This is a genomic window from Alteromonas sp. 1_MG-2023 (genome assembly GCF_030547075.1).
Lineage (GTDB): Bacteria > Pseudomonadota > Gammaproteobacteria > Enterobacterales > Alteromonadaceae > Alteromonas.
Map to the genome: position 1 here is coordinate 99543 of NZ_JAUOQH010000006.1, position 24510 is coordinate 124052.

Here is a 24510-nt window from a genome sequence, read left to right on the forward strand (position 1 = left end):
GACTAAGAATGAAAAAAATGTTTTTGCCCTTGCTGGTCACTGCCGTATCAGCGGTAAGTGCTTGCACGCCTAATAACGCGCCTGAAAACGCACTTGATAACGACACTGCGCAATCAGAAACGCAAAACCAAACAAAAGAAACTGCGTCAAACTTTGACTCGGTGTACGCCAGTATTTCAGATGCAGATATTCGCGAACCGTTAAAAATTCTATCTTCCGATGAATTTGAAGGCCGACTACCTACCACTATTGGTGAAACCAAAACACTGGATTATCTAACCAGTGAGTTTGAAAAGGCAGGACTATCACCCGGTAACGGCGACAGCTACCTTCAAAAAGTGGCCTTGATGGAAATTACTGCTAACCCAGATATGACCATGACGATTGGTGATAATAGCTTTGTGTATAAGGAAGACATGGTTGCGTCATCTAAGCGCGAGCAAGAAACCGTATCACTTGAGAATTCAGAACTGGTATTTGTAGGCTATGGCGTTAACGCACCTGAATACGACTGGAACGATTATGAAGGTTTAGATGTTACCGGTAAAACCGTAGTGATTTTGGTAAACGATCCAGGTTTCGAAAACCCTGAGAGCGGTAAATTCCAAGGCACGACGATGACCTACTACGGTCGCTGGAGTTATAAATACGAAGAAGCCAGCCGCCAAGGTGCTGCAGGTGCATTGATTGTTCATGAGACTGCCCCAGCCTCTTACGGCTGGTCGGTTGTGGCGAATAGCTGGAGTGGCCCACAATATGGGTTAGTCACTAAAGACAAAGGCGCTAGCCGGGTGGCTATTGAAGGATGGTTAACCTTAAGCGCCGCTGAAAAAGTGTTCGCAGATGCTGGTTTTGACTTTCAAGAAGAAAAAAACCAAGCCAAGCTAGGGCCATATCACAAAGCGATGGATATCAATGCGTCGGTAACCGTGCAAAATGCATTTGAAAAATCTGAAAGTCACAATGTTATTGCTACCCTGCCTGGCTCAGAATTACCCGATGAACACGTTATTTTCACCGCACACTGGGATCATCTAGGAAAAGATGAAACCAAAGAAGGCGACAATATCTACAATGGCGCACACGATAACGCCACAGGAAGCGCTGCTATTCTAGCGATGGCCAAAGCCTACGCAAACCTAGATGTTGCTCCGAAGCGTTCTGTATCGTTTCTTGTCGTTACCGCGGAAGAACAAGGCTTATTGGGCAGTAAATACTACGCAGACAACGCCGTCATCCCATTGGAAGATACGGTGGCCAATATCAATATGGATGCCATGAACGTACTTGGGAAGACTAAGAACGTTGCCGTGGTAGGCATGGGTAAGTCTGACTTAGAAGATTACCTTAAAACTGCTGCTGATAAACAAGGCAGAAGTTTAACTCAGGAAGACCGCCCGGAAGCGGGTTATTATTATCGCTCAGACCACTTCAGCTTTGCGAAAAAAGGCGTACCTGCGCTGTATGCTGAAGGGGGCAATGAGCCCGCTGACGAGGCAACCGCTAAATACCGTAAACGTATGAATGTGATTGTGACAGGCTGTTATCACCAAGTGTGTGACCAATACCGTGACGATTGGGATTTAAGCGGCATTGTTCAAGATACCCAACTATTGTTCGATGTGGGCTTTAACGTTGCTAACGCTAAGCAATGGCCAGCCTGGAAAGAAACCAGCGAGTTTCAACGTAAAGACTGAGTTTTAGCCTGTCGTTAAGACAAGCGCTTAATAAGAAATAAGCCCTGTGGATACAGGGCTTTTTTATTACTGCAGCAATATGTGCTAATAGCCCCAATTACATAAATAGGGCTTTGAGCTCTTCGGCCCCAAAGGTGGCGATTTCAAACGCAATCAAGATAATAATTATCCATTCCAAAAATGATGAGTGTTTGTGATTTAGCTCCTCAGCCAACATCTCGAACAACTCGTGAATCACATCCAATTTGTTTGAAAGCACGTCTACCCTAGGTCGAATATCTAAATATCGCGCCGTGGCATTATATGCATGCTCATATTCTGGGTACTCCCAAAAGAATTCTGGGGTATCGAGCAACCCGTAATGCAAAAAGATGTCACTTTTGGTGCTAAACAAGTGCCCACGTATTTTTGCCAACGCGGGGCGACGTAATGTTATCTTACCCGTTTCGGCCAATGCTTTCGGCAAATACGCATAGCGCGTAATGGTATCTTGCGCTTTATGCTCGTATTCATTGAGCTTAATTGATTGCGCTAACCCATGGCTTATAGACAGCCGAAGTAATGGATCGTCAATAGACAAGGTAATTAAGTCTCGTTGCAGCCTTAGTACATCACTAGTAAATGCAAATTGCAGGTGCTCTTGATGAATCCCCGACAATAACCTTGGACTAACCTGAAGCCGGTTAAGTAGAGCAACTCGCTCTTCTTCTACCACGCCCCAAAAAACCACCACGCCATACTCGAAAAGCCAAGCTTCACCGCCAGTCACTTCAATGTGCATGGCATCACGATAGCGCGAACCCTGAATACTAGCGTCCATTTGAAGGCTATCTACGTCAGGAATAACATAAACCGAAACTCGGTCATTTGAAAATTGCATACCCTTTTCCAGGTGTTGAAAAAACCGGCAGATTATGCGCTTAAAAAAGCTAAAGAGATATAAATATAAATCTATTAAATTCAGTTTGTTACAAAATATATTCGATATGAAAATATCAGAGAAGCCGTGCTATTCTGGCTACTATTTGCGCGACTTGTTTGGTATATCAATCTGTATCCGTACCTGTTTGCACAAAGAACAGAGAGTTTTGGAATAACAATTTCCATTTTCTCATCATATTGTACTTGCAATTTCCTGTCAGACTGGCACATTCAAGGCATGCGAAAGCGCGATTAAAAAAAACAACAATACCTTCGCCAACTCGTTCGCGAGTACCCGACAGAAAAAACCTCAATTATTTTTCAACAAGTGAACAGAGAGAATCCGTTTTATGTGTGGTATTTTCGGTATCCTTGATATCAAAACCGATGTGTCTGAACTCAGAACCCAAGCCCTCGAACTAACAAAATTATTGCGCCACCGTGGCCCTGACTGGTCGGGAATCTGGAATAATGACAATACCATTCTTTGTCACGAAAGATTGGCTATTGTTGATGTGGACACTGGCGCTCAGCCGCTTATCAGCCAAAATGGCAAACAAGTACTAGCCGTAAATGGCGAAATTTATAATCACAAGCAGCTCGCTGATGATTTAGCAGAACCGTATCCATTTAAAACTCGCTCAGATTGCGAAGTAATTCTTCCGCTTTTTCAACAAAAAGGTGTGAGCTTTGTTGATGAATTAGAAGGCATGTTCTCATTTGTTCTTTATGACGACGAACAAGATGCTTATCTAATTGCTCGCGACCATATGGGTATTATCCCTCTATACACAGGTTACGATGAGCACGGCAACTTCTACGTTGCTTCAGAAATGAAAGCGTTGGCCCCAATTTGTAAAACCATCAGCGAATTTCCTCCAGGGCATTACCTGTGGAGTAAAGACGGTCAAATCACGAAGTATTACAAGCGTGATTGGATGGAATACGATGCAGTAAAAGACAACACCACTAACCTAGACGATTTACGTGTAGCGTTTGAAAAATCAGTGAAATCTCACATGATGTCAGATGTACCTTATGCGGTATTGTTATCTGGCGGTTTGGACTCATCATTAGTCTCTGCAATTGCAGCTAAGTACGTTGCAAAACGTGTAGAAGACGAAGATAAAACAGAAGCTTGGTGGCCTCGCCTGCATAGCTTCGCGGTAGGTCTTGAAGGTGCACCAGATTTGAAAGCTGCTAAGAAAGTAGCCGATATGATTGGTACTGTACACCACGAAATTCACTTCACTATTCAAGAAGGGCTTGATGCCATTCGTGACGTGATTTTCCACCTAGAAACCTACGATACCACTACCATTCGTGCGGCAACGCCAATGTACCTAATGACCCGCAAGATTAAAGCCATGGGTATTAAGATGGTATTGTCTGGTGAAGGTGCTGATGAGATTTTTGGTGGGTACTTATACTTCCACAAAGCGCCAAATGCGAAAGAGTTCCACGAAGAAACGGTACGTAAACTAGATCGTCTTCACTTGTTCGATTGTGCTCGTGCGAACAAGGCAACTTCGGCATGGGGTGTAGAAGCCCGTGTACCATTCCTAGATAAAAACTTTATCGACGTGGCCATGCGCTTAAACCCACAAGATAAAATGTGTCTTGATGGCAAAATGGAAAAATGGATTTTACGTAAAGCGTTCGACAACGGCGATACTTTGCCTGCCGAAGTGCTATGGCGTCAAAAAGAGCAGTTCGGTGATGGCGTAGGCTATTCTTGGATTGATTCTATCCGTGATTTCGTAGAGAACGAAGTATCTGACCAACAATTTGCTTCTGCTGAGTTCCGCTTCCCAGTGAACACACCAGATACCAAAGAAGGTTACTACTACCGTACTATCTTCGAAAGTTACTTCCCGCAAGAAAGCGCAGCACGTTGCGTACCTAGTGGCAAATCGATTGCCTGTAGTACGGTTGAAGCGCTTGAGTGGGATGAAAGCTTTAAGAACAATGCCGATCCTTCAGGTCGCTCTATGAAAGACGTGCATTCAGGTGCTTCTGACTAGTTTTAGTTAAACGCCCTAATAAATGCAAAACAAAAAACACGGCCAAGGCCGTGTTTTTTTATGAGTAAATTAAGACGGTAGATATTTAAATAACGGGCTAGTTTTGATCTTGGTCTTCTTCAACCACATACCAAAGCCGTTTATCAGCTAAAGGCGTTTCAGGAGGCAGCAACGGGTTATCTAGTGTGTAAATTTTCCTATTTTTAACGTTCAACGCTTCCAATAAGTCGTCATTCGACGATTTAAACAGGGCATCGAAAGACCCGTCTTCAATAGCTCTATTTAATCCCGTTTCAATTAGCCTAGCTAGTGTGAGGTTACCCTTACTCACGAAGTAATACATGGCCGTAGGGTAGTAGATAGCCATGTTTGGCTCTAGTACAAGGGAAGCGGATCGCTCGGCAAGCTCTGCTGACACTTCGATAACCGACCGAGGAAAAAACTCCCCTTTGTTCTGAAGCAGCAGCGAATAAGCATCTTTGAAGTTTGGCACGGTAGCCACATTGAAACCATTAGCCTGCAGTATTTTAGTATCAGGCCATTCTTCACCTTGCAGCGGGGTAAAATTCAATAATTCGTTTTTAGATGATATCCGAGCAAACTCAGCTTCCCTATCCACATTAATAACAAATACACGAAGGCCAATCAGGCCCTTTGCAATAGGAATTCGAATAGGGATAAGGTCTTTTTCACGTTGGCTGTCAGTCATACTCCACACCACATTCACTTCGCGATTCTCACGAAGTTGTCGTAGTGCTTTTGACGATAACAAAATACGATCGGAAGGCAACAATTCATAATTAACCCCCGTTTTATCCAGCGCAAGCTTTAGTAGCGCGATAGGATATTCAGCGCGGGCATCAGAGTCTTCTAATGGTCTGGGGTAGTTAATGGTCCACAGTGCCGCTAAACTTTGTGTACTTATACATAACCCACAAAAAAACAGCATCGCTTTTACATACTTCAACGCCATTATCGAACTCCTTTGATGTCACGTTTTTGCAATTTACTCTATACCAATATATTTATGCGTTTGTAACGATAACCGCCAATTACGTGCGATGCAGGTTTCCACCGCCAATTGGGTTGCCCGTGGCTGCTGACTAATCGGTTGTAAACATACCTGCTTACCCGCTAATGAAGATACTCCTGCAAGCAAGGCATCTAACTCATCAATATGCTTTTGCATAGCAATAGGATGTTTTATTTCGTTTGCACGTTCAAGGGCGCTAATTAACACAGGCATGCCCCCTTTCATGTTTATTTTAGGCGATACTGTGACATAAGTCCTATCATCACACAGCACTTCATAAGTACCACTTGTTTCTATTTGCGTTGAGTAACCATTGTCATGCAACAAGCTGGTAAGCGGACGTAAGTCATACATACATGGTTCACCGCCTGTAATAACAACGTGCTTAGCCACATAGCCTTGCTCAGCAAACAAAGCGAGTAACTTATGTTCATCAATTTCAAAAAAATGCTCAGACTCGTTAGTTTTGTCTATAACCTGTTGTGCAGTAGTTACCAAAGCATTGTCTAGCGTCCAAGTATGTTTGGTATCACACCATGGGCAACCTACAGGACACCCTTGTAAACGGACGAAGATAGACGGAATACCAGTATGCGCCCCCTCTCCTTGGATGGTTTCGAACATTTCATTGATGTTCAGCGTGATTAATTTCGACAAAATGTCACCCTTTAACGATTGTATGTTTCGATTTTACCAAGGATCACATAAAATTCGGGCATAATTTCTTAAAACTTTAAAACTATGTCAGAAAACGTTGTTGTTATCTATTCAGGTGGAATGGACTCATTCACTGTTTTACACAAAGCCTTACGTGATGGTAAGACCGTTCACGCCCTTTCTTTCGACTATGGCCAGCGCCATAAGAAAGAATTAGATTATGCAGCGGCGGTGTGTAAATCTCTAAACGTGCCTCATAAGATTGTGGATATTAGTGCCATTAACAGTCTAATTGGCGGTTCTTCGTTAACCTCTGATATCGATGTACCAGAAGGGCATTACGAAGAGCCCAGCATGAAGCAAACGGTAGTACCTAATCGTAATATGATTTTGCTGTCGCTAGCGGTAGGCTATGCCGTAAGCCTAGAAGCGAACGAAGTCTATTATGGTGCCCACTCGGGCGATCACGCTATTTATCCTGACTGTCGCCCTGAGTTTGTGGAAAAGATGAGTGATGTTTGTCGCATTGCTAATTACACCCCAGTAGAGATTGTTACGCCCTATATTAAAGAAAGTAAAACCGCTATTTTAACCGCCGGTTTGAAGATGGGCTTAGACTATGGCGAAACATGGACATGCTATAATGGAAGAGAGAAAGCCTGCGGTAAATGCGGAGCCTGTGAAGAGCGCTTAGAAGCTTTTAGAGAAAATCACTGTACTGATCCACTTAGCTACGAATAAACACTGAGGCGCCTGTTTAGGCGCCTTTTAGTTTGTTCCCCGCCAATCTTAACGAATGGCTCACTGCCACTGAAATAAAGGCGCTACAACCTAACGCGCCACCTACTCCTTCAAGCAAAGGCAACAGCAGCATAAAAATAACCGCAAAACATAAAGACGACATTGTCAGTAGATAATATGAAAAGCGATGGGGTGCACTCATGCCTACAAAACTGCCCCCGAAAAACACCGTCGCCCAGAATTCAGCGCTATAGGTCTCAGTGCTTTCTATACTCGCAGCGATATCTGCACTTGTAGCGATTATATTTTCAGCCATTAGCCATTTTTCTATTATTAAAGCAGAAAAGTAAAATAGTATGGTTAACGCACTAGATGCTCGGATGACGTTAAATTTAGGCAGCTTAGCCAATCTATAAGTAGTAAATGCCCCTGCAAGGGTACATAAAAAAACTAATAACTCTATCAAAACAATGCCCTAAGCAGCACTAGGCTACTTACCGCAGTAAAAGCGATAGCGCCGAGTCGCCCACCAAAACCTTCGAAAATATTGCGCGTAAGGGTATATACCCCGGCTCCTACTACAGAAATAAATAACAGCGCTTCCCAACCAGTGATAATGGCACTTGAACACATCCCCGCAAACGCCCCAGCATAGATAGCCGCTTGAGGGTGATTGCCAAATTTTTTAGGCCAGTGCCAAAAACTACCGAGTAATCCCGTAACCGCGGCAGCTAACACCACAGGCACATCAAAATGATGGTGCAGTGAAAAGCACAGATAAGTTCCGAAAAAGAACGAGAGCAATTTAGTCAGGAAGAAAATAGACAATTCCTTTCAAGCAAAACCAAAAACGCCCTGTTTTCACAAGGCGCTTTCATAAATTTATTAACTCGCGATGTAATTTACTTCTGGCTTTCTCCGATGAAGTAAGCGAGTTCTTTGATGCAATGACGTAAAACAGGATTCAAACGGGTATTTTTACCGTTCATCACAAATAATTCATGGCTAAAGTTATATAGACTGCCATTAGCAATAGGTACCAATCCTAGTGCAGCGCCCTGCTCTTTTGCCATGTAGTCAGGCAGAATACCAATGTATTCACCGGTCATAATGGCAGACATAGCTGCATCAAACGAGTCTGAGAAAGTTTGAATAGCTAATCGAGCTTCGTTATCAATATAGTTTGCCGATGATAAGCCTGAAATCCCAATAGCGGGATAGTCTTCAATGTTAATTTTATCCGGTAATGCCGTATCGCGATATTTTGCCAATGGGTGTGTAGGCGAACAATATAAGCGACCATCTGTGTGTATGCCTACAGGGTGAAAGGTCACCGATTCAGGCTTAACCATATCGTAGGTAGATACAACTAAATGACACTCTCCAGATAATGCGACATGTTCCACTTCGTTGTATAAACGAGTTTGGATATTAACGTGAATATCGTCAAACTTTTTCATGGTGCTTTTTACCGCTTTACTCACAGCTAAATGCATAGAAAGCGGAAGGCCAGCCATTAATACTAAGGTGATATGCCCAGAGTAATCATCATGTAACGACTTCAAATTAAAAACGAAGTTATCAAAGGCGTTAAAAATGCGCTTGGTTTCTTGGAAAACCACCTCGCCTTCTTTTGTCATTTGAAAGCCACCGCGGCCGCGGTGGCAAAGTACTAAATCAAGACGTTCTTCAAGCTTTTTAATAGCAGCGCTGATATTAGGGCGCTGCATGCGAAGAACATGTTCTGCAGCGGTAAAACCATTACAGCTTGCTACCGCATAGAACACACGTAATAATTTGATGTCTGATTCTTGAAGACGATTTAACATATAGGGACCATTATTAATTATTATAGGTATGGTTATAGATACTTAAGTACTAACTATAAGCAACTGAGGCCCCGATTACAACGACAATTTTAAGTAAATCTCTGCGATAAACAATCTGTTATATGCGATTAAATCAATTTCAACGTGATTATTTTCTAAACAAAATCACCATTCAGTGCATTACGACAAGGCAACCACCTGCTTTCTTAGCGCTTCTACGTCATCTCTTAACGACGCAGCTTTTTCAAACTCAAGCTCTCGGGCGTATTCAAACATCTGCTTTTCAAGCTCGGAAATTTGCTCCATTAACTCTGTCGCACTTGCCGCTTTCTTCTGTTTTTTCTTCTCTTCTACTTTGCGAAGCCTTACTTTACCGGAGGCAGGATGAGCTCCTTCGCCCAAATCCATAATATCGGTAATCGGCTTATTCAAGCGCATCGGCGTTATATTATTGGCCTTGTTGTACTCTACCTGTTTTTCACGGCGGCGTTCAGTTTCATCCATGGCTTTTTTCATAGATTTAGTGATTTTGTCGCCATATAAAATGGCGCGACCGTTGATGTGACGAGCCGCTCTACCAATCGTCTGAATAAGTGAGCGCTCTGCTCGCAAAAAGCCTTCTTTATCGGCATCTAAAATAGCCACCAAAGATACCTCTGGCATATCTAAGCCTTCACGAAGTAAATTAATGCCCACTAATACGTCGAACTTACCAATACGTAGGTCACGAATAATTTCTATTCGTTCTACCGTGTCGATATCAGAATGCAAATACCGCACTTTAACGCCGTGTTCATTTAAATATTCACTTAAGTCTTCGGCCATGCGTTTAGTTAGCGTGGTAATAAGTACCCTTTCATCAAGGGCTACCCGTTTATGAATTTCCGATAATACGTCATCAACTTGGGTAGCGACGGGGCGCACTTCAATGATGGGATCTAACAGCCCTGTTGGGCGCACCACTTGCTCTACAATGTCGCCATGGGTCTTTTTAAGTTCATATTCACCAGGCGTTGCGGACACATATACCGTTTGCGGGCAAATCTGTTCAAACTCTTCAAATTTAAGCGGTCTATTATCAAGTGCTGAAGGTAAACGGAATCCATATTCCACTAGGGTTTCTTTTCTAGAACGATCCCCTTTATACATGGCACCAATTTGAGAAACCGTTACGTGGGATTCATCAATGAACATAAGGCCATCAGCAGGGAAGTAATCTAATAAGGTTGGGGGCGGCTCGCCAGGTGCTCGGCCTGAAAGATAACGTGAGTAGTTTTCTATACCCGAGCAATAACCAAGCTCCATCATCATCTCAATATCAAATTGAGTACGCTGAGAAATTCGCTGCTCTTCTATCAGCTTATTAATTTCTAAAAGCTGTGCCTTTCTAGACTTCAATTCGCCTTTTATGTGCTCAATAGCATCAAGAATTTTCTCGCGCGGTGTTACGTAATGGGTTTTCGGGAATACCGTGGCGCGAACAACTGACTTATCTACCGCACCGGTAAGGGGGTCGAATAAGCTAATTTTATCTATCTCATCATCAAAAAGCTCAACTCGAACAGCTTGTTTTTCAGAATCAGCAGGGAAAATGTCAATCACATCGCCGCGCACACGAAACGTACCTCGTTCAAAAGCGAGATCGTTGCGCTTGTACTGTAGCTCGGCAAGTCGGCGCAAAATATCGCGTTGATCCATCGTATCGCCCTGTCGCAAATGCAAAAGCATTTTCATGTACGACTCAGGATCACCCAAGCCATAAATAGCAGACACACTGGCCACAATCACTACATCTCGGCGTTCCATCAATGCTTTTGTGGCAGACAAACGCATTTGCTCGATGTGATCGTTTATCGACGCATCTTTTTCGATGAAGGTATCCGTACTAGGTACATATGCTTCAGGCTGATAGTAATCGTAGTAAGAAACAAAATACTCAACTGCATTGTTAGGGAAAAAATCTTTCATTTCTCCGTACAGCTGTGCCGCCAAGGTTTTGTTATGCGCCATAATAAGTGTTGGCCTTTGAACTTCACTAATAACATTCGCCATGGTAAAAGTTTTACCCGAACCGGTTACCCCTAACAGGGTTTGCGCTGCTAGGCCACTTTCTAACCCATCAACAAGGGTTTCTATGGCAGCAGGTTGATCGCCGGCTGGCTTGTAGCTTGAATGAAGTTCAAAACCTTTACTCATTAATCAAATACCTTATTTACCTTGCCACCTAGGTAGCATGTTGTTCCTGTTTAAATATCGAGAGCGAATTTTTGAATACGACAAAAGACACGGTCGCCATGGCAATGTTTGCCACTACCGTCCCCCAGTACAATCCGGTTAAACCGAAAAAGTAACTTCCCGCAATACTTATTGGCACAAAAAATACAAACAATCTGATGACACTCAACGCCAATGCACTCAAGGGTCGGTGCATCGCGTTTAACGAAGAATTCGTTAAAATAATAATACCCTGCATGCCATAACCTAAGGGCACAATCATCAAAAACAATTGGATAAAACGGCTAACCTCGGGTTCACTGGTAAAGGCTACGGCAATCCAGCCAGAACACACCCACATAAAAACAAATACGAATAACTGCCAAAAAAGCACAAATTTTAACGACAGCATATAGGCGCTATGCACTCTATCGAATTTATTTGCACCCACGTTCTGGCTAATAAAGGGTGGCAATGTCATAGAAAGTGCAAGTACCACTATACTGGCAATAGACTCCATTCTGCTCCCTACTCCCCATGCCGCCACAGCTTCAGCTCCATAACCGGCCACTACCGCGGTCATTACTCCACCGGCTATTGGCGTAAGCATATTTGCCCCTGCAGCAGGCAGCCCTATTTTTAGCACATTGCCGCTTACCGCTTTCAATTCTGATAACGAAAGCAAACGAGGAAGAATTAGCTCTCTTTTTACCGCGAGTAAATAAAGTATCCATGCAGCGCCTACAAGCCAGGCTAATAAGGTTGCTAGCGCAGCACCTTGAATGCCCATCGCTGGAATAGGTCCCGCACCAAAAATAAATAAAGGATCGAGCAATGCATTCAAGCCGCCAACAGTTGCCATTACAATACTTGGCGTTCGGGTGTCGCCACAGGCCCTTAAAACACTATTACCCACCATTGGCAGTGACAAGAACACGCTAGATGCATACCACAACGTCATATAATCTCTTATATAAGGTAATAACGTTGGCGATGCATTCAGCAAAGTGAAAATAGGTTCAATGGTTAAATAACCAATAAGTGCCAACGTGCCGACCAAAATAGCCGAAAGCATGAGCGACCCCGTGGCGTAATTTTTCGACTCGCTTAACTCGCCACTGCCCTGCAACTTGCCAATAATGGCCGACGTACCTATTCCTAATCCAATATTCAAACTAATAACGGTAAAAGTGACGGGAAAAGTAAAACTGATAGCGGCAAGGGGCTCGGTGCCCAGTAAGCTGACGAAAAAGGTATCAATTAACCCAAAGCTCATCATCATGACCATGCCCAATATCATCGGAATAGTCATGCGCTTTAATGTTGAAGAAATATCACCGTCTAACAGATTCGCGGCTCGACTCGGGGACTCGTTTGTTTTCACAAACCCTCTCAGAATGTTGTTTGGTTCGGTTAATTGGCTTTTAAAAATAATGATTTGTTATAAAACACTACTTTAGCCAACTAACGAGAAGCTATCTGTAGTCTAAGTGAGACTACCCAGATTGGCTATGTTAAATCGACAAAGCAAAGGTTGGATGCGAGTTTTAACGTCTTTACCCGCATTCACTCTTAGACTAATGACTAATTTACACGTTTCATGAAGACATTGGGCTAGAAACTCACCAACACCCTATTTTAATAATTCAAGGTTCCGATTGAGAACGTTTAGTTTACGAAATAACATCATTTTACGTGATGACAATTTCATTACGGCTAGATTGCGCTTTTAAGACAGGCTAAATAGAGATTAAATGCGAATTATCGCTTAAGAGTGCAATAATTAGAATGTAAAAAAAATGTAAACCTTTCTTTTCATTCTGTTATATCGTCGAAAAAGTAACTGATAGTCGACGAATTAACACACAAGATATTTTTTGTCCAATAGATCTGGTAAGATCTCTTAAAGAGATCCGGAGAATATCGGTAACACATTAATAAATATATATTTTTAGATTGATCACCTGCTCTTCACTCTCGATCATTAACACCATGATCTTACCAATTTATCCCAAGGTTAATAACTATCAACATAGTTATCCACAGAATTAGTGGATAAGTAGCTCAAACCCAGCATTTACGCCATATGGTGGGTAACTAGTCCGAAATTAGGTAAGTGAAGACTAACCTTGAGATCCTAAGCTGTAGGTTACATATTTATTAAACCCTGTACATATTACCAGTACACAAAACATTTTTTATTCTTTTTTATTATATAGGAAGCGAATTTTGATACTGAGCAAATGTAGCGTCTATGGGTAAAAATTTATTCTGTTGATAACGCAGTTAAATAGCCCGATACCAATTCTCGCTCACTTATTAAGCATCGCTTTCTCGCTTTTGGTGCAAATTTGTGCACAAAACACCTAAAAAGCTATTTTTTGACCACTTAGCATAAATATTTCATTAAGGTTGTTGACAGAAACCCAGATGCTCTTTAATATTCCGCCCCGTTGAAAAGCAGGTCCCCTTTAGCTCAGTTGGTTAGAGCGACGGACTGTTAATCCGCAGGTCCCCCGTTCGAATCGGGGAAGGGGAGCCAACTTTTCATCGACAACTTAAGTGCAATTCCCCCTTAGCTCAGTTGGTTAGAGCGACGGACTGTTAATCCGCAGGTCCCCCGTTCGAATCGGGGAGGGGGAGCCACTTGGTTGGCTCATTCAAGCATCACTTCTCTTTCGTTATTCCTTGCATTTCTTTATTTCAGCAATAACTTCTAAAATCATTAAATAACCCTAATTCAATCAAGTTGTTAATCTGCGCCTAAAAAGCGATAATAGACGGATTATTCTTGTTTCAATTTCGAGTAGGGCTGTTATGCCTTAGCTCAACTAATTCCTCGTAGGAATTGCGATATTTCATGACTGAATTTTTATTACTATTAATTGGTACTGTATTAGTTAATAACTTCGTGTTGGTGAAGTTCCTTGGCCTATGCCCTTTTATGGGGGTATCGAGTAAGCTCGAAACGGCTATGGGCATGTCTATGGCCACCACGTTTGTGTTAACCCTTGCCTCTGCCACCAGCTACCTCGTAGAGACATACTTACTGGCACCTCTTGGTATTGGCTACCTTCGGACGCTAGCGTTTATTTTAGTGATTGCCGTTGTGGTTCAGTTCACTGAAATGGTGGTGCATAAAACTAGCCCTACCCTGTATCGCCTATTAGGTATCTTTCTTCCACTGATCACTACTAACTGTGCCGTACTCGGCGTGGCACTACTCAACTTAACTGAGCAACATAACTTTATGGAAAGCCTAATTTATGGCTTTGGTGCTGCGGTTGGTTTTTCTTTGGTGCTGGTTTTGTTTGCAGCCATGCGAGAACGATTAGCCGCTGCCGATGTACCGGTTTCCTTTAAAGGTGCATCTATTGCCATGATTACTGCGGGTCTGATGTCATTAGCATTTATGGGCTTTAGCGGCTTGGTGAAAATATAATGACCATGACGTACGCCATTGTCGCATTAGGGGCGCTAGCACTCTTATTTGGCTTAATTTTGGGTTATGCCAGTATTCGATTCAAAGTGGAAGGCGACCCACTGGTTGATCAAATCGATGAAATATTGCCCCAAACTCAATGTGGACAATGTGGCTACCCTGGTTGCAAACCCTATGCAGAAGCCATTGCTAATGGGGATGAAATTAACAAATGCCCTCCAGGTGGTGAATCGACGATTAAAAAACTCGCCGATTTAATGGGTGTAGAGCCCAAGCCTCTAGACGCAGCTCACGGCGAAGAAGATACGAAAAAAGTCGCCTTCATTCGAGAAGATGAATGTATTGGGTGTACCAAGTGTATTCAAGCATGCCCTGTTGACGCCATTTTAGGCGCAGCTAAGCACATGCATACGGTAATTGTTGAAGAGTGTACGGGTTGCGACCTGTGTGTAGACCCCTGCCCCGTAGACTGTATCGACATGGTGCCTGTTACACCAACAACAGCAACATGGAAGTGGGATTTTTCCTCATCACCGAAAGGTGACATTCCAATTAAAATGGTGTCGTAAGCGTTGAACTACCCAGATTTTGATAACATCATTGAGCGTTTAAACTCAGGGAAATTATTTTCCTTCCCAGGTGGTGTGCACCCAGACGATAAAAAGCGACTTTCAAATAAAGCCGCAATTGTGCAACCTAGCATGCCGGACATGCTAACGCTGCCTATCCGTCAACATGTAGGTTCAGAAGGTATTTGCAATGTAAATGTGGGTGACTATGTTCATAAAGGACAAGCACTTTCTAGTGCCACAACACCCTATGCAGTGCCAGTTCACGCACCTACCTCGGGTCATATTGTTGCCATTGCGCCTCACGTGGTTGCCCACCCAAGCGGCCTTACCGAAATGTGCGTTAGCATTAAACCTGACGGTAAAGACACATGGGGCGAACTTACCCCATTGGCTGATTACAGCGCCGAAGATAAAAATACAATTGTTGACGCTATATGCCAAGCCGGTATTTCAGGCATGGGCGGCGCAGGTTTTCCTACCCACATTAAAACAGCCACCAGCAAACCCGTTGAGTTTTTAATTTTAAACGGTGTTGAGTGCGAACCTTATATTACGGCTGACGATCGCCTCATGCGTGAACACGCGTGGCAAATTCGCCAAGGCCTAGACATTCTTGCCCATATTATTGAGCCTAAAGCGATTGTCATCGCTATTGAAGATAATAAGCCTGAAGCTATTCAAGCGCTCAATATTGCTTGCCAAGATAAAGACGCGTATCGCGTAATACCGGTAGAAACCAAATACCCTGCTGGCGGTGAGAAACAATTAATTCAAGTGCTCACTGGTCGCGAAGTTCCTCGTAACGGTCTGCCAGCAGACATTGGCGTGATGATGTTTAACGTAGGAACCTGTTTTGCCATTGCCGATGCAATCATACATGGAAAGCCACTTATCGAACGCATTGTGACGGTAACCGGTGACGCTGTAGCGAAACCGGCTAATTTTCGCACCTTTCTAGGCACGCCTGTAAAACACTTGCTTAGCGAAGCTGATTACCAAGCGAAGAAACAGCAGTCGCCCAAAGTTATTATGGGTGGCCCCATGATGGGCTTTGCCTTAGCTGATGCCACCATACCCGTGGTAAAAACCACAAACTGCTTGTTAGTACCTAGTAAAAAAGAGTTGGTAGACGATAACGCCGAACGCCCGTGCATTCGTTGTAGCGCGTGCGCAGATGCGTGCCCAGCTTCGCTGTTACCACAACAAATGTTTTGGCATGCCAAAGCCAAAGAGTACGACAAAGCTGAAGAGTATGACCTTTTCGACTGTATTGAATGCGGTGCGTGTGCTTATGTATGCCCCAGTGAAATACCATTGGTGCATTATTATCGCCAAGCTAAATCAGAAATTCGATTACAACGAGACGAAAAGAACAAGGCAGAAAAAGCCAAGCAGCGCTTTGAAGCACGTAACGAACGATTAGAGCGGGAAAAAGAAGAGCGTGAAGCGAAACATCGCCGCGCTAAAGAAGCGAGGCTTGCGGCAAAGAGCAACCCAAATACCAAATCAGCGTCTGCTACCCCTTCTACAGAACAAAATGGCGCTAAAGATAAGGTGGCTGCTGCTCTAGCAAGAGCCAAGGCGAAGAAAGCCGCGCTTCAAAACGGCGCAACGGACGTTGCTTCTGTAACTGCTATTCCCCCAGCAAATAATAGTACCGAGACCACTGACAACAAGGTTTCTTCCGTTGAAGACACTAGTACTCAAGCCCCTATTGATGACAAAAAAGCACAAGTAGCTGCCGCTATAGCACGAGCTAAGGCTAAAAAAGCGCAGAAGCTTAGCGAGACTGCCCCTGACGCCCAGCCTACAAGCGACAGCAATAGCGAAAGCACAGACGACAATACCAATTCAGCGGCTGATGATAAAAAAGCGCAGGTTGCCGCAGCCATAGCCCGTGCTAAAGCTAAAAAAGTAGCACGCGAGCAAACCAGTAACAAAGCAGTAAGTGATTTACCAACAAACGAAACTTCAGATACTGCTAGTGCGCCTTCGCCCACCCAACTTCAAGATGAAAAGAAAGCACGTGTCGCGGCGGCAATAGCCAAAGCGAAAGCGAAAAAAGCCGAATTGCAAAAGCAACAACACGCTGATAATGCAGACACACAAAAATCAACCTCAGCAGAGGTTGAAGTAACTAATGCTCCAGAAGCCAAAGCCTTAGAAGACAAGGTTTTAAACCCAGGAAGCAATAAAGACCTCGAAGTGTCTGATGAAAGCTCTGACAAAAGCTCTCAAGAAACAGCTTCTACTGCTAATGATAATGCTAATGCTAATGCTAGCGATACTACGCGTAGCGCTGATGACAAAAAAGCCAGAATAGCCGCAGCAGTAGCGAAGGCCAAAGCGAAAAAGCGCTTAGCAGAGGTGCAAAAAACGCAATCAAAAGACGCGCCTGGTGGTGTGCACAGCCTTGAGCAGGTAGACAGCCCTGAGCAAGCAAACAGCCCTGAGCAAGAAAACAGCCCTGAGCCGGTAAACACCCCTGAGCCATCACCATTCGATGAAGTAAGCGACCCTGCCATTGAGAAAAAGCGTCGTATTGCCGCTGCGGTTGCTAAAGCAAAAGCCAAGAAAGCGGCTGCAGAAAGTGAGAACAAACCATCATGAAGTTAACCTTATCCAGTTCTCCTCATCAAAGAGTAAAGCGAGATACAGGCCAAGTGATGCGCTTGGTTATTTACGCCATGTTGCCAGGTATCATTGCCCAATCAGTATTTTTTGGGTGGGGTACGCTAATACAAGCCTTTCTGGCAGTGGCAAGTGCGTTAGTCTTTGAAGGGATTATTTTATGGCTACGTAAGCGCCCTATCGAGCGCACACTAACTGATTACTCAGCAATATTAACCGGCCTGTTAATTGCTATAAGCATTCCCCCTACTCTACCTTGGTGGATGACTATCACTGGGGTGTTTTTTGCCATTGCTGTCGCCAAGCAGGTATACGGTGGTTTAGGGTTCAATATATTTAACCCCGCAATGATTGGCTATGTGGTGTTGTTAATCTCATTTCCTGCCGCGATGAGTTTATGGTTACCGCCTCAGCATTTAGCAAGCTTAACGCCTAGCTTTTTAGACTCTGCTGCACTTATTTTTACCGACTTTTCTACCACCGGCTACGATGTTACCCAACTGCGCACGGTTGCTGATGGTGTGGCAGACGGCGTGACCATGGCGACCCCCCTCGACACCCTAAAAACTGACTTAACTTTAGGCATTACTTACTCAGAATCGTTGCTCAGACCTATTTTTTCCACAGGGCTCTTTCAATCAGCTGGTGCAGGTTGGGGATGGGTAAGTTTAAGTTACCTACTTGGTGGTTTGTGGCTTGTGCGATTGAAGGTCATTAGCTGGCACATTCCAGGTAGCATGTTGGCGTCTGTGGCTGTGTTTTCATTACTGCTTTATATGATTGATGCCGATCATTATGCTTCACCACTTTTTCATTTGATTAATGGCGCCGTTATGGTGGGTGCATTCTTTATTGCCACCGACCCAGTATCGGCCTCTACCACACAAAAAGGTCGAATTATTTATGGTGCAGCTATTGGATTTTGGGTGGTCATAATTCGTGTATTTGGTGGCTATCCAGACGCTATCGCTTTTGCTGTAATTATCATGAATATGGTGGTGCCGCTGATTGATTACTATACCCGTCCTAGAACTTACGGACATCAGGTAACTAAGAAAGCAAGGCGGTCAGAGTAAATGGTTAAAGAGACGCTAGTAAAAAACGGTTTAATGTTAAGCGCATTTGCAATCATTGGCACTGCACTCATTGCCTTTACCTTTAACGTAACCGCCGAACGCATCGCGCAGCAACAAAAACAAAGGTTACTCAGTATATTAAACGAAGTTGTTCCGCATGATTTACACGACAACGCGCTTTATGCTGATTGCACAGCGGTGACAAATTCGAGTTTAGGTACGAAAGAGCCCCACACAGTTTATCGTGCACGGATAAACGGCGAACCGACAGCACTAGCCATTGAAGCCACCGCTCCTGATGGTTATAGCGGCAACATTTCGCTGGTTATTGGGGTGGATACAAAAATGAATGTGCTAGGTGTGCGAGTATTAGAGCACAAAGAAACCCCAGGGTTGGGTGATAAAATTGATTTGGCAATCAGCAACTGGATCACATCATTCACTGGAAAACACTTTTCAGTAAGTGCGTTACCTGTGTGGCAAGTAAAAAAAGATGGTGGCGAATTTGATCAGTTCACTGGGGCAACCATCACGCCCCGAGCTGTGGTTAATGCGGTAAAAAATGCCCTCTTATACGTACAAGATAACCAACAAACACTGTTTTTAGCCCCTAACATGTGCGGCGTTGATAATAGCGTTCCCCCAACGAATGAGGCGTTAAGCGAATGACAGATTATCGCGACCTTACCCTTCAAGGTATTTGGAAGAATAACCCTGCGCTAGTTCAGCTGCTAGGCTTGTGCCCATTGTTAGCAGTTACTGCCACTTTTATTAATGGTTTAGGCTTAGGCATAGCCACTACCATGGTGTTAATTGGCAGCAATGTGACCGTTTCGTTAGTACGCAACATTGTACGTAACGAAATTCGAATCCCCGTATTTGTTATGATCATTGCCGCCTTCGTGACCATAGTACAGCTGCTCATGAACGCCTTTACCTATGAGTTATACCTCGCGCTGGGTATCTTTATCCCGTTAATAGTGACTAATTGTGCAATCATCGGCAGAGCAGAAGCATTTGCTTCTAAAAATAGTCCGGCAGCATCGGCCTACGATGGCTTAGTAATGGGCTTAGGGTTCACCTTTGTACTTGTTGTACTTGGTGGTATGCGCGAAATTTTAGGAGCCGGAACCTTGTTTGCAGGTGCCGACAGACTCTTCGGCAACATTGCTAGTAATTGGACACTCACTTTATTTGAAACCGACTCCCCTTTCCTGTTGGCCATATTGCCCCCTGGGGCTTTTTTAGGCATGGGTCTGTTGATTGCCTTTAAGAACATGATTGATGCTCGAATTGCTGCACGAGAGACCACGGTGAAAGAAAAAGCAACGCGCGTACGGGTTACCGCCGACGCATAACGAAATCTAAGTGGCTAGTAGCTAGCGGCTAGTGAAAAAAAAAATCACCAAGCCCGAGTGGAAAAAGAATAAGCGAAGAAACATGAATAACACAAAAAGACGTGAAATCTTAACCCGACTTCGGGATGCGAACCCACACCCTACCACTGAGCTTAATTTCTCCACACCCTTTGAGCTGTTGGTCGCGGTCACCTTGTCAGCGCAATCAACCGATGTAGGCGTAAACAAAGCCACAGATAAATTATTTCCAATTGCAAATACCGCACAGGCCATATCTGCGCTTGGTGAAGACGGGTTAAAAGAATATATAAAAACCATCGGCTTGTTTAATTCAAAAGCCAAAAATGTACACCGATTAAGCGAAATTTTAGTTGAAAAGTACAATGGCGAAGTGCCAGAAAGCCGAGAAGCCTTAGAGGCTCTGCCAGGCGTTGGCCGTAAAACCGCTAACGTAGTACTTAATACCGCGTTTGGCTGGCCCACAATCGCTGTAGACACCCATATTTATCGCGTAAGTAACCGCACTAAACTCGCCATGGGTAAAACCGTTGAGAAAGTAGAAGAAAAGCTTCTAAAAGTAGTACCTGCTGAATTTAAAGTGGATGTGCACCACTGGCTGATTCTTCACGGTCGCTATACTTGCATTGCACGCAAACCCCGTTGTGGAAGCTGCATTATAGAAGACTTGTGTGAATTTAAGGATAAGACTGAATATGCTGAGTAGTTAAAACAAAGTACTCAATCTGCTAGAGAGCGTTTTAAAAGTTAATGGGGGCCTTGCTAGATAGCTATCTTAAACCTCGCAGAGACCTATCTTAAACCTCGCAGAGACCTATCTTAAACCTTGCAGATAGCTATCTTAAACCTTGCAGAGAGCTCTGCCAAAAGCGTCTGTCCCAATACGTACTCCTAGTATGAAACAACCACCTGAATAGCGTTACTAGTCAACGCCTTAGATTCCGATTAAACTCCTACTTTTAAGTAAAAGTCTGCACATCGTTGTAAGCCAATATATATATCACTAGGAATTACCTATCATCTTTTTATTGATTACTGCTGTCATTGTAGGATTGATGATTATTTTATCTACGAAGCGGCGACGTATATTAATTAGTCGATTAATTTTTGATGTTATTAATCGAGTAGAAGCAAAACTAGCTAGATTGCATTGTGAAAGCCGTTCAATTAATGGGCTAGAGGTGTTCTACCATAGCAATACCAAACACTTCTCTAATGAAAAGCCTGTACTAGTACTTTTACACGGCTTCAGTGCTGATAAGCATGTGTGGAATCGTTTTGCCAAACGATTCTCTTCTCAATACCACCTAGTTATCCCTGACCTTAAAGGCCATGGCCAAACCGCTTATAGTTCAAGTGATGATTATTCTGTGCCCAGCCAATGTCGAATGTTATTGGCGCTATTAGCACAGTTGAACATTAAGCGTTTTAGCATAGTGGGAAACTCTATGGGCGGAATGATGGTCGCTAAACTATTCGATGAAATGCCTAAGCGAATTGAAAAAGCGGTTTTAATCGACCCCGCTGGCGCAAAGTCCCCATTTGCACAAAACATGATAGACAGTCAACAAAACCCTTTCGACCATGAAGTTGAAGAGGATTTTTTTAAGTTCTATGATTTGATCATGACTAAACCGCCATTCGTGCCACGGTTTATTTTGCGCGCACTCGCATGGGAATATATTAGTAAGCGGGAGCAATATACTCACATGTTTTATCAATTTTTCAACTTGCGCGATTTTTACTCTCGTGATTACCGCTTCGATTATCCTGAGTCGATGCTGATATGGGGTCTTAACGATAAGCTGTTACCGGTAGACGATTTCACCCACTGGAAAATGATGCTCAATTCTAACACCCTTATTTATGAAGATCTTGGCCATATGCCTATGATGGAAGATGTAAGACGTGTATCTAAAGATATTTTAAGATTTTTAAATAAACATTAAATAAGCAATAAAACGGTTAGTAAAAGATAGCTTGTTTAGAACCAATGCTTAGCCAAATTAAAGGCATTTAAAAAGTAAAAAGCCCTAATACTAAAAGAGTATATAGGGCTTTTTTCTACTTTTAATTATTAGCTTTTCATTGCTACCTTTTAAGAAAAACTAACCGCTAATCTTCTTTCTTTTCACTGTTCGTATCGTCTTTGTACTTATCAAACCACGCTAAAATGTAACCAACTTTGCGTGCTAAATTAGAAGGCTTTGCTGCAATACCGTGATAGGCCCCTTGAATACGCACGAGTGCGCTTTCTACACCTTGTAAGCGTAGTGCACCATAGTATTGCTCGCTTTCAGACATAGGTGTACGTACGTCTAATTCACCGGTGAGTACCATGGTTGGCGTTGTTACATTGCCCACTAATGATAACGGCGAACGGTTCCAATATTGCTCGTAATCGTTCCAAGGCAAGTCTGTAAACCAATACTTGCTCATATAGGCATAGATATCAGATGTACCAATCATGCTTGTCCAGTTTATAACGGGTTTCGCTACTACTGAGGCTTTGAAACGATCGGTTTTTCCGATGATCCAAGAGGTCAGCGTCCCCCCGCCAGAGCCACCAGTAACGAATAGGTTGGACTCATCCACATAACCTTTAGCAATAGCAGCATCAACCATATCCATAAGATCGTCATAATCTTGTGATGGATAATTTTTATCAATTAAATTAGCGAACTCTTCACCTTGAGATGTAGACCCCCGTGGATTGCCATATAAAACAACATAGCCAGCAGCAGCCATTAATTGTATTTCTGTTGAGAAGCTGGGGCCATATGCAGTATGTGGGCCGCCATGTATTTCTAAAATTAATGGATATTTTTTTGTAGGGTCAAAATCAGGAGGGGTGACAATCCAAGCTTGCAAGTCTCTATTATCTACACTGCTTTTTAATTCCACCAACTCTGGCTTATTTACGGTTTTATGATCAAACACATCGCCATTTAAATCAGTTAGGTGTTTAACTTTTCCTTTACTGGTTACTATTGCAAGATCAGCAGGGCGATCGCCCGTTGAAACGGTATACACAACGCTACCTTTAGGGGTAACATCGTAATTACCCGATGTATATGGTCTACCTAAACTAGTGCCACCTAAGCCGCTTGTTTTTGTTGAAATTTTACCTGACAAACTAACATAGGCGACACTTTTCTTACCCATATCGTCATAGCTAAAATATACCCCTTTACCGTTGTCAGCCCACTTAATTGCGCCGACAGAGCGGTCTAGCTCACTAGTCAGATTTTCGATGTCCGTGCCATCTGAATTCATTACATATAATTGGCTTAGCTGATTTGATTTTCCATTATCTTCATTACCAACAAAGGCAATTTTCTTACCGTTAGGACTTAAATGAGGGCTTCGTTCTGGGCCACTCATATCAGTTAATTTAGTCACCTTTGACGTTTTTACATCAATGCTAAACAGGTCGCTATTAAGCATATCGAAATCAGCTTCGTCGCTGGTGTTTGCAGAGATAATGATTTGTTGACCATTTTCAGACCATGCAATGGTACCGGCATGGTCATGTTCACCAGAAGTAATTTGTCTTGGCGTTCCGCCAATGGTTGGCACAACATATATTTGCATGTTGCCGGGGCGTTTCATTCCCATACCATCTCGTTGGAAATTGGTTTGGTCAATATACTGAGGGTTTTCTGCCCACTTAGCGCCTTTAGGCTTAAAATCTAAATTAAATAACGGTTTGGCTTTAGTGGGTGTAAACATAGCAAAAGCTAAATATTTACCGTCAGGTGAAAAACTCATACCGCTCGGGCGCATTGCAACATCGGTTACGCGAGTTGTGCTATTTGATGCTAAATCTCTTAGATAAACTTGAACCTTACCTTCTTTACTTGAAAGGTAAGCCATTTTAGCGCCATCAGGTGAAAACACTGGATTAAAGTGGTTTTTACTGTCAGAAAGAATAGGGAGATGAGCGCTTCCATCTAAAGCGATTGTCCACAGATTACGTCGCATTGAATCAGTCATAATATCCATACTACGACGTTCATAAACGACATGCTTGCCATCAGGGGTTACCACTGGGTTTGCAGCATACTCAAGATTAAATACGTCTTTTAAAGACAAAGCATTATTTGCCGATTCGTCTGCCAACGCTGACTGGGTAGTTAATAATGTACTTATGACTAGTGTTAACGCCGACTTGCTTAAACATTTCTTATTCATGGCTCGTTTGCTCTAATTGTTTTAAATCGATAAATAGAATGACTATTGAAGGTTTAACATAGCGTATATAACAGTAGAAATACCTTACATTTGATGTAAAAAG

The 24510-nt window shown here is 43.2% G+C and carries 20 protein-coding genes and 2 tRNA genes; 13 read left to right on the forward strand and 9 right to left on the reverse strand.

Features of this window, described 5'->3' with window-relative positions:
• Positions 1 to 8: 8 nt before the first annotated feature.
• Positions 9 to 1697 (forward strand): M28 family metallopeptidase, encoded by a 1689-nt coding sequence (locus tag Q4561_RS08515; protein WP_303459187.1) that lies wholly within the window; start codon positions 9 to 11, stop codon positions 1695 to 1697.
• A 97-nt stretch (positions 1698 to 1794) separates the two neighbouring features.
• Here Q4561_RS08515 and Q4561_RS08520 read toward each other — a convergent pair whose 3' ends face one another.
• Positions 1795 to 2577 carry an RMD1 family protein gene (locus Q4561_RS08520; RefSeq protein ID WP_303459190.1) on the reverse strand — a complete coding sequence of 261 codons (783 nt, stop codon included), beginning with the start codon at positions 2575 to 2577 and terminating at the stop codon, positions 1795 to 1797.
• Between the two features lie 391 nt (positions 2578 to 2968).
• Between Q4561_RS08520 and asnB the strand changes: the two genes are divergently transcribed.
• Entirely contained in the window at positions 2969 to 4642 is a 1674-nt protein-coding gene (asnB, locus tag Q4561_RS08525; RefSeq protein ID WP_303459192.1) for an asparagine synthase B, read from the forward strand.
• A gap of 97 nt (positions 4643 to 4739) precedes the next feature.
• Here asnB and Q4561_RS08530 read toward each other — a convergent pair whose 3' ends face one another.
• Together Q4561_RS08530 and queE are read right to left on the reverse strand one after the other, a co-directional pair.
• Complete coding sequence (locus Q4561_RS08530) at positions 4740 to 5591, reverse strand: amino acid ABC transporter substrate-binding protein (RefSeq protein WP_303459409.1); 852 nt, start codon at positions 5589 to 5591, stop codon at positions 4740 to 4742.
• A gap of 57 nt (positions 5592 to 5648) precedes the next feature.
• Complete coding sequence (gene queE, locus Q4561_RS08535; protein ID WP_303459411.1) at positions 5649 to 6299, reverse strand: 7-carboxy-7-deazaguanine synthase QueE; 651 nt, start codon at positions 6297 to 6299, stop codon at positions 5649 to 5651.
• A 117-nt stretch (positions 6300 to 6416) separates the two neighbouring features.
• On the opposite strand from queE, the gene queC reads away from it, so the two are divergent.
• Positions 6417 to 7073, forward strand: coding sequence for a 7-cyano-7-deazaguanine synthase QueC (queC, locus tag Q4561_RS08540; protein ID WP_303459194.1), 657 nt, complete (start codon positions 6417 to 6419; stop codon positions 7071 to 7073).
• A gap of 16 nt (positions 7074 to 7089) precedes the next feature.
• Here queC and Q4561_RS08545 read toward each other — a convergent pair whose 3' ends face one another.
• From Q4561_RS08545 to Q4561_RS08565, 5 genes are all read right to left on the reverse strand, one after another.
• Positions 7090 to 7389: a hypothetical protein gene (locus tag Q4561_RS08545; RefSeq protein WP_368411526.1), complete on the reverse strand. Its 300-nt coding sequence runs from the start codon at positions 7387 to 7389 to the stop codon at positions 7090 to 7092.
• A 146-nt stretch (positions 7390 to 7535) separates the two neighbouring features.
• Complete coding sequence (locus Q4561_RS08550; protein WP_303459200.1) at positions 7536 to 7901, reverse strand: hypothetical protein; 366 nt, start codon at positions 7899 to 7901, stop codon at positions 7536 to 7538.
• A 74-nt stretch (positions 7902 to 7975) separates the two neighbouring features.
• Entirely contained in the window at positions 7976 to 8902 is a 927-nt protein-coding gene (locus Q4561_RS08555) for a LysR family transcriptional regulator (protein ID WP_303459202.1), read from the reverse strand.
• 180 nt (positions 8903 to 9082) lie between these two features.
• Positions 9083 to 11098, reverse strand: a complete 2016-nt coding sequence (gene uvrB / locus Q4561_RS08560) for an excinuclease ABC subunit UvrB (protein WP_062086974.1) — start codon at positions 11096 to 11098, stop codon at positions 9083 to 9085.
• 28 nt (positions 11099 to 11126) lie between these two features.
• Positions 11127 to 12416, reverse strand: coding sequence for an MATE family efflux transporter (locus Q4561_RS08565; RefSeq protein WP_303459413.1), 1290 nt, complete (start codon positions 12414 to 12416; stop codon positions 11127 to 11129).
• 1165 nt (positions 12417 to 13581) lie between these two features.
• Here Q4561_RS08565 and Q4561_RS08570 point away from each other — a divergent pair.
• The 10 genes from Q4561_RS08570 (at position 13582) to Q4561_RS08615 (ending at position 22162) form a co-directional block, all read left to right on the forward strand.
• Positions 13582 to 13658 (forward strand) — tRNA-Asn (locus Q4561_RS08570).
• 27 nt (positions 13659 to 13685) lie between these two features.
• A tRNA-Asn gene (locus Q4561_RS08575) sits at positions 13686 to 13762 on the forward strand.
• A gap of 214 nt (positions 13763 to 13976) precedes the next feature.
• Entirely contained in the window at positions 13977 to 14558 is a 582-nt protein-coding gene (rsxA, locus tag Q4561_RS08580; protein WP_303459205.1) for an electron transport complex subunit RsxA, read from the forward strand.
• The gene (gene rsxB / locus Q4561_RS08585) at positions 14558 to 15127 is read left to right on the forward strand and encodes an electron transport complex subunit RsxB (protein ID WP_129737263.1); all 570 of its coding nucleotides are present in this window, start codon (positions 14558 to 14560) and stop codon (positions 15125 to 15127) included. The genes rsxA and rsxB overlap by 1 nt, the downstream gene beginning before the upstream one ends.
• Positions 15128 to 15130: 3 nt before the next feature.
• On the forward strand, positions 15131 to 17740 hold the full coding sequence (gene rsxC, locus Q4561_RS08590) for an electron transport complex subunit RsxC (protein ID WP_303459209.1): 2610 nt from the start codon (positions 15131 to 15133) through the stop codon (positions 17738 to 17740).
• Positions 17737 to 18837 (forward strand): electron transport complex subunit RsxD, encoded by a 1101-nt coding sequence (gene rsxD / locus Q4561_RS08595; RefSeq protein WP_303459210.1) that lies wholly within the window; start codon positions 17737 to 17739, stop codon positions 18835 to 18837. The genes rsxC and rsxD overlap by 4 nt, the downstream gene beginning before the upstream one ends.
• Positions 18838 to 19506: an electron transport complex subunit RsxG gene (gene rsxG, locus Q4561_RS08600; protein WP_303459211.1), complete on the forward strand. Its 669-nt coding sequence runs from the start codon at positions 18838 to 18840 to the stop codon at positions 19504 to 19506.
• A complete protein-coding gene (locus tag Q4561_RS08605; protein WP_303459212.1) occupies positions 19503 to 20195 on the forward strand; it encodes an electron transport complex subunit E in 693 nt (230 codons plus the stop codon). The genes rsxG and Q4561_RS08605 overlap by 4 nt, the downstream gene beginning before the upstream one ends.
• 82 nt (positions 20196 to 20277) lie before the next feature.
• Positions 20278 to 20919, forward strand: a complete 642-nt coding sequence (gene nth, locus Q4561_RS08610) for an endonuclease III (protein WP_303459214.1) — start codon at positions 20278 to 20280, stop codon at positions 20917 to 20919.
• A gap of 349 nt (positions 20920 to 21268) precedes the next feature.
• Positions 21269 to 22162, forward strand: coding sequence for an alpha/beta fold hydrolase (locus tag Q4561_RS08615; RefSeq protein WP_303459217.1), 894 nt, complete (start codon positions 21269 to 21271; stop codon positions 22160 to 22162).
• Positions 22163 to 22328: 166 nt separating this feature from the next.
• On the opposite strand, the gene Q4561_RS08620 is transcribed toward Q4561_RS08615, so the two are convergent.
• Entirely contained in the window at positions 22329 to 24407 is a 2079-nt protein-coding gene (locus Q4561_RS08620) for a S9 family peptidase (RefSeq protein ID WP_303459220.1), read from the reverse strand.
• Positions 24408 to 24510: the final 103 nt, after the last annotated feature.

What these genes read in the sequence shown, in the direction of transcription:
- rsxA (WP_303459205.1), top strand. Translation starts at nt 13,977, where the DNA reads ATGACTGAATTTTTATTACTATTAATTGGTACTGTATTAGTTAATAAC.
- Q4561_RS08605 (WP_303459212.1), top strand. Translation starts at nt 19,503, where the DNA reads ATGACAGATTATCGCGACCTTACCCTTCAAGGTATTTGGAAGAATAAC.
- rsxD (WP_303459210.1), top strand. Translation starts at nt 17,737, where the DNA reads ATGAAGTTAACCTTATCCAGTTCTCCTCATCAAAGAGTAAAGCGAGAT.
- queC (WP_303459194.1), top strand. Translation starts at nt 6,417, where the DNA reads ATGTCAGAAAACGTTGTTGTTATCTATTCAGGTGGAATGGACTCATTC.
- Q4561_RS08520 (WP_303459190.1), bottom strand. Translation starts at nt 2,577, where the DNA reads ATGCAATTTTCAAATGACCGAGTTTCGGTTTATGTTATTCCTGACGTA.
- rsxB (WP_129737263.1), top strand. Translation starts at nt 14,558, where the DNA reads ATGACCATGACGTACGCCATTGTCGCATTAGGGGCGCTAGCACTCTTA.
- Q4561_RS08530 (WP_303459409.1), bottom strand. Translation starts at nt 5,591, where the DNA reads ATGCTGTTTTTTTGTGGGTTATGTATAAGTACACAAAGTTTAGCGGCA.
- Q4561_RS08620 (WP_303459220.1), bottom strand. Translation starts at nt 24,407, where the DNA reads ATGAATAAGAAATGTTTAAGCAAGTCGGCGTTAACACTAGTCATAAGT.
- queE (WP_303459411.1), bottom strand. Translation starts at nt 6,299, where the DNA reads ATGTTCGAAACCATCCAAGGAGAGGGGGCGCATACTGGTATTCCGTCT.
- Q4561_RS08555 (WP_303459202.1), bottom strand. Translation starts at nt 8,902, where the DNA reads ATGTTAAATCGTCTTCAAGAATCAGACATCAAATTATTACGTGTGTTC.
- Q4561_RS08615 (WP_303459217.1), top strand. Translation starts at nt 21,269, where the DNA reads ATGATTATTTTATCTACGAAGCGGCGACGTATATTAATTAGTCGATTA.
- asnB (WP_303459192.1), top strand. Translation starts at nt 2,969, where the DNA reads ATGTGTGGTATTTTCGGTATCCTTGATATCAAAACCGATGTGTCTGAA.
- uvrB (WP_062086974.1), bottom strand. Translation starts at nt 11,098, where the DNA reads ATGAGTAAAGGTTTTGAACTTCATTCAAGCTACAAGCCAGCCGGCGAT.
- rsxG (WP_303459211.1), top strand. Translation starts at nt 18,838, where the DNA reads ATGGTTAAAGAGACGCTAGTAAAAAACGGTTTAATGTTAAGCGCATTT.
- Q4561_RS08515 (WP_303459187.1), top strand. Translation starts at nt 9, where the DNA reads ATGAAAAAAATGTTTTTGCCCTTGCTGGTCACTGCCGTATCAGCGGTA.
- Q4561_RS08545 (WP_368411526.1), bottom strand. Translation starts at nt 7,389, where the DNA reads ATGGCTGAAAATATAATCGCTACAAGTGCAGATATCGCTGCGAGTATA.
- Q4561_RS08565 (WP_303459413.1), bottom strand. Translation starts at nt 12,416, where the DNA reads ATGATATTGGGCATGGTCATGATGATGAGCTTTGGGTTAATTGATACC.
- nth (WP_303459214.1), top strand. Translation starts at nt 20,278, where the DNA reads ATGAATAACACAAAAAGACGTGAAATCTTAACCCGACTTCGGGATGCG.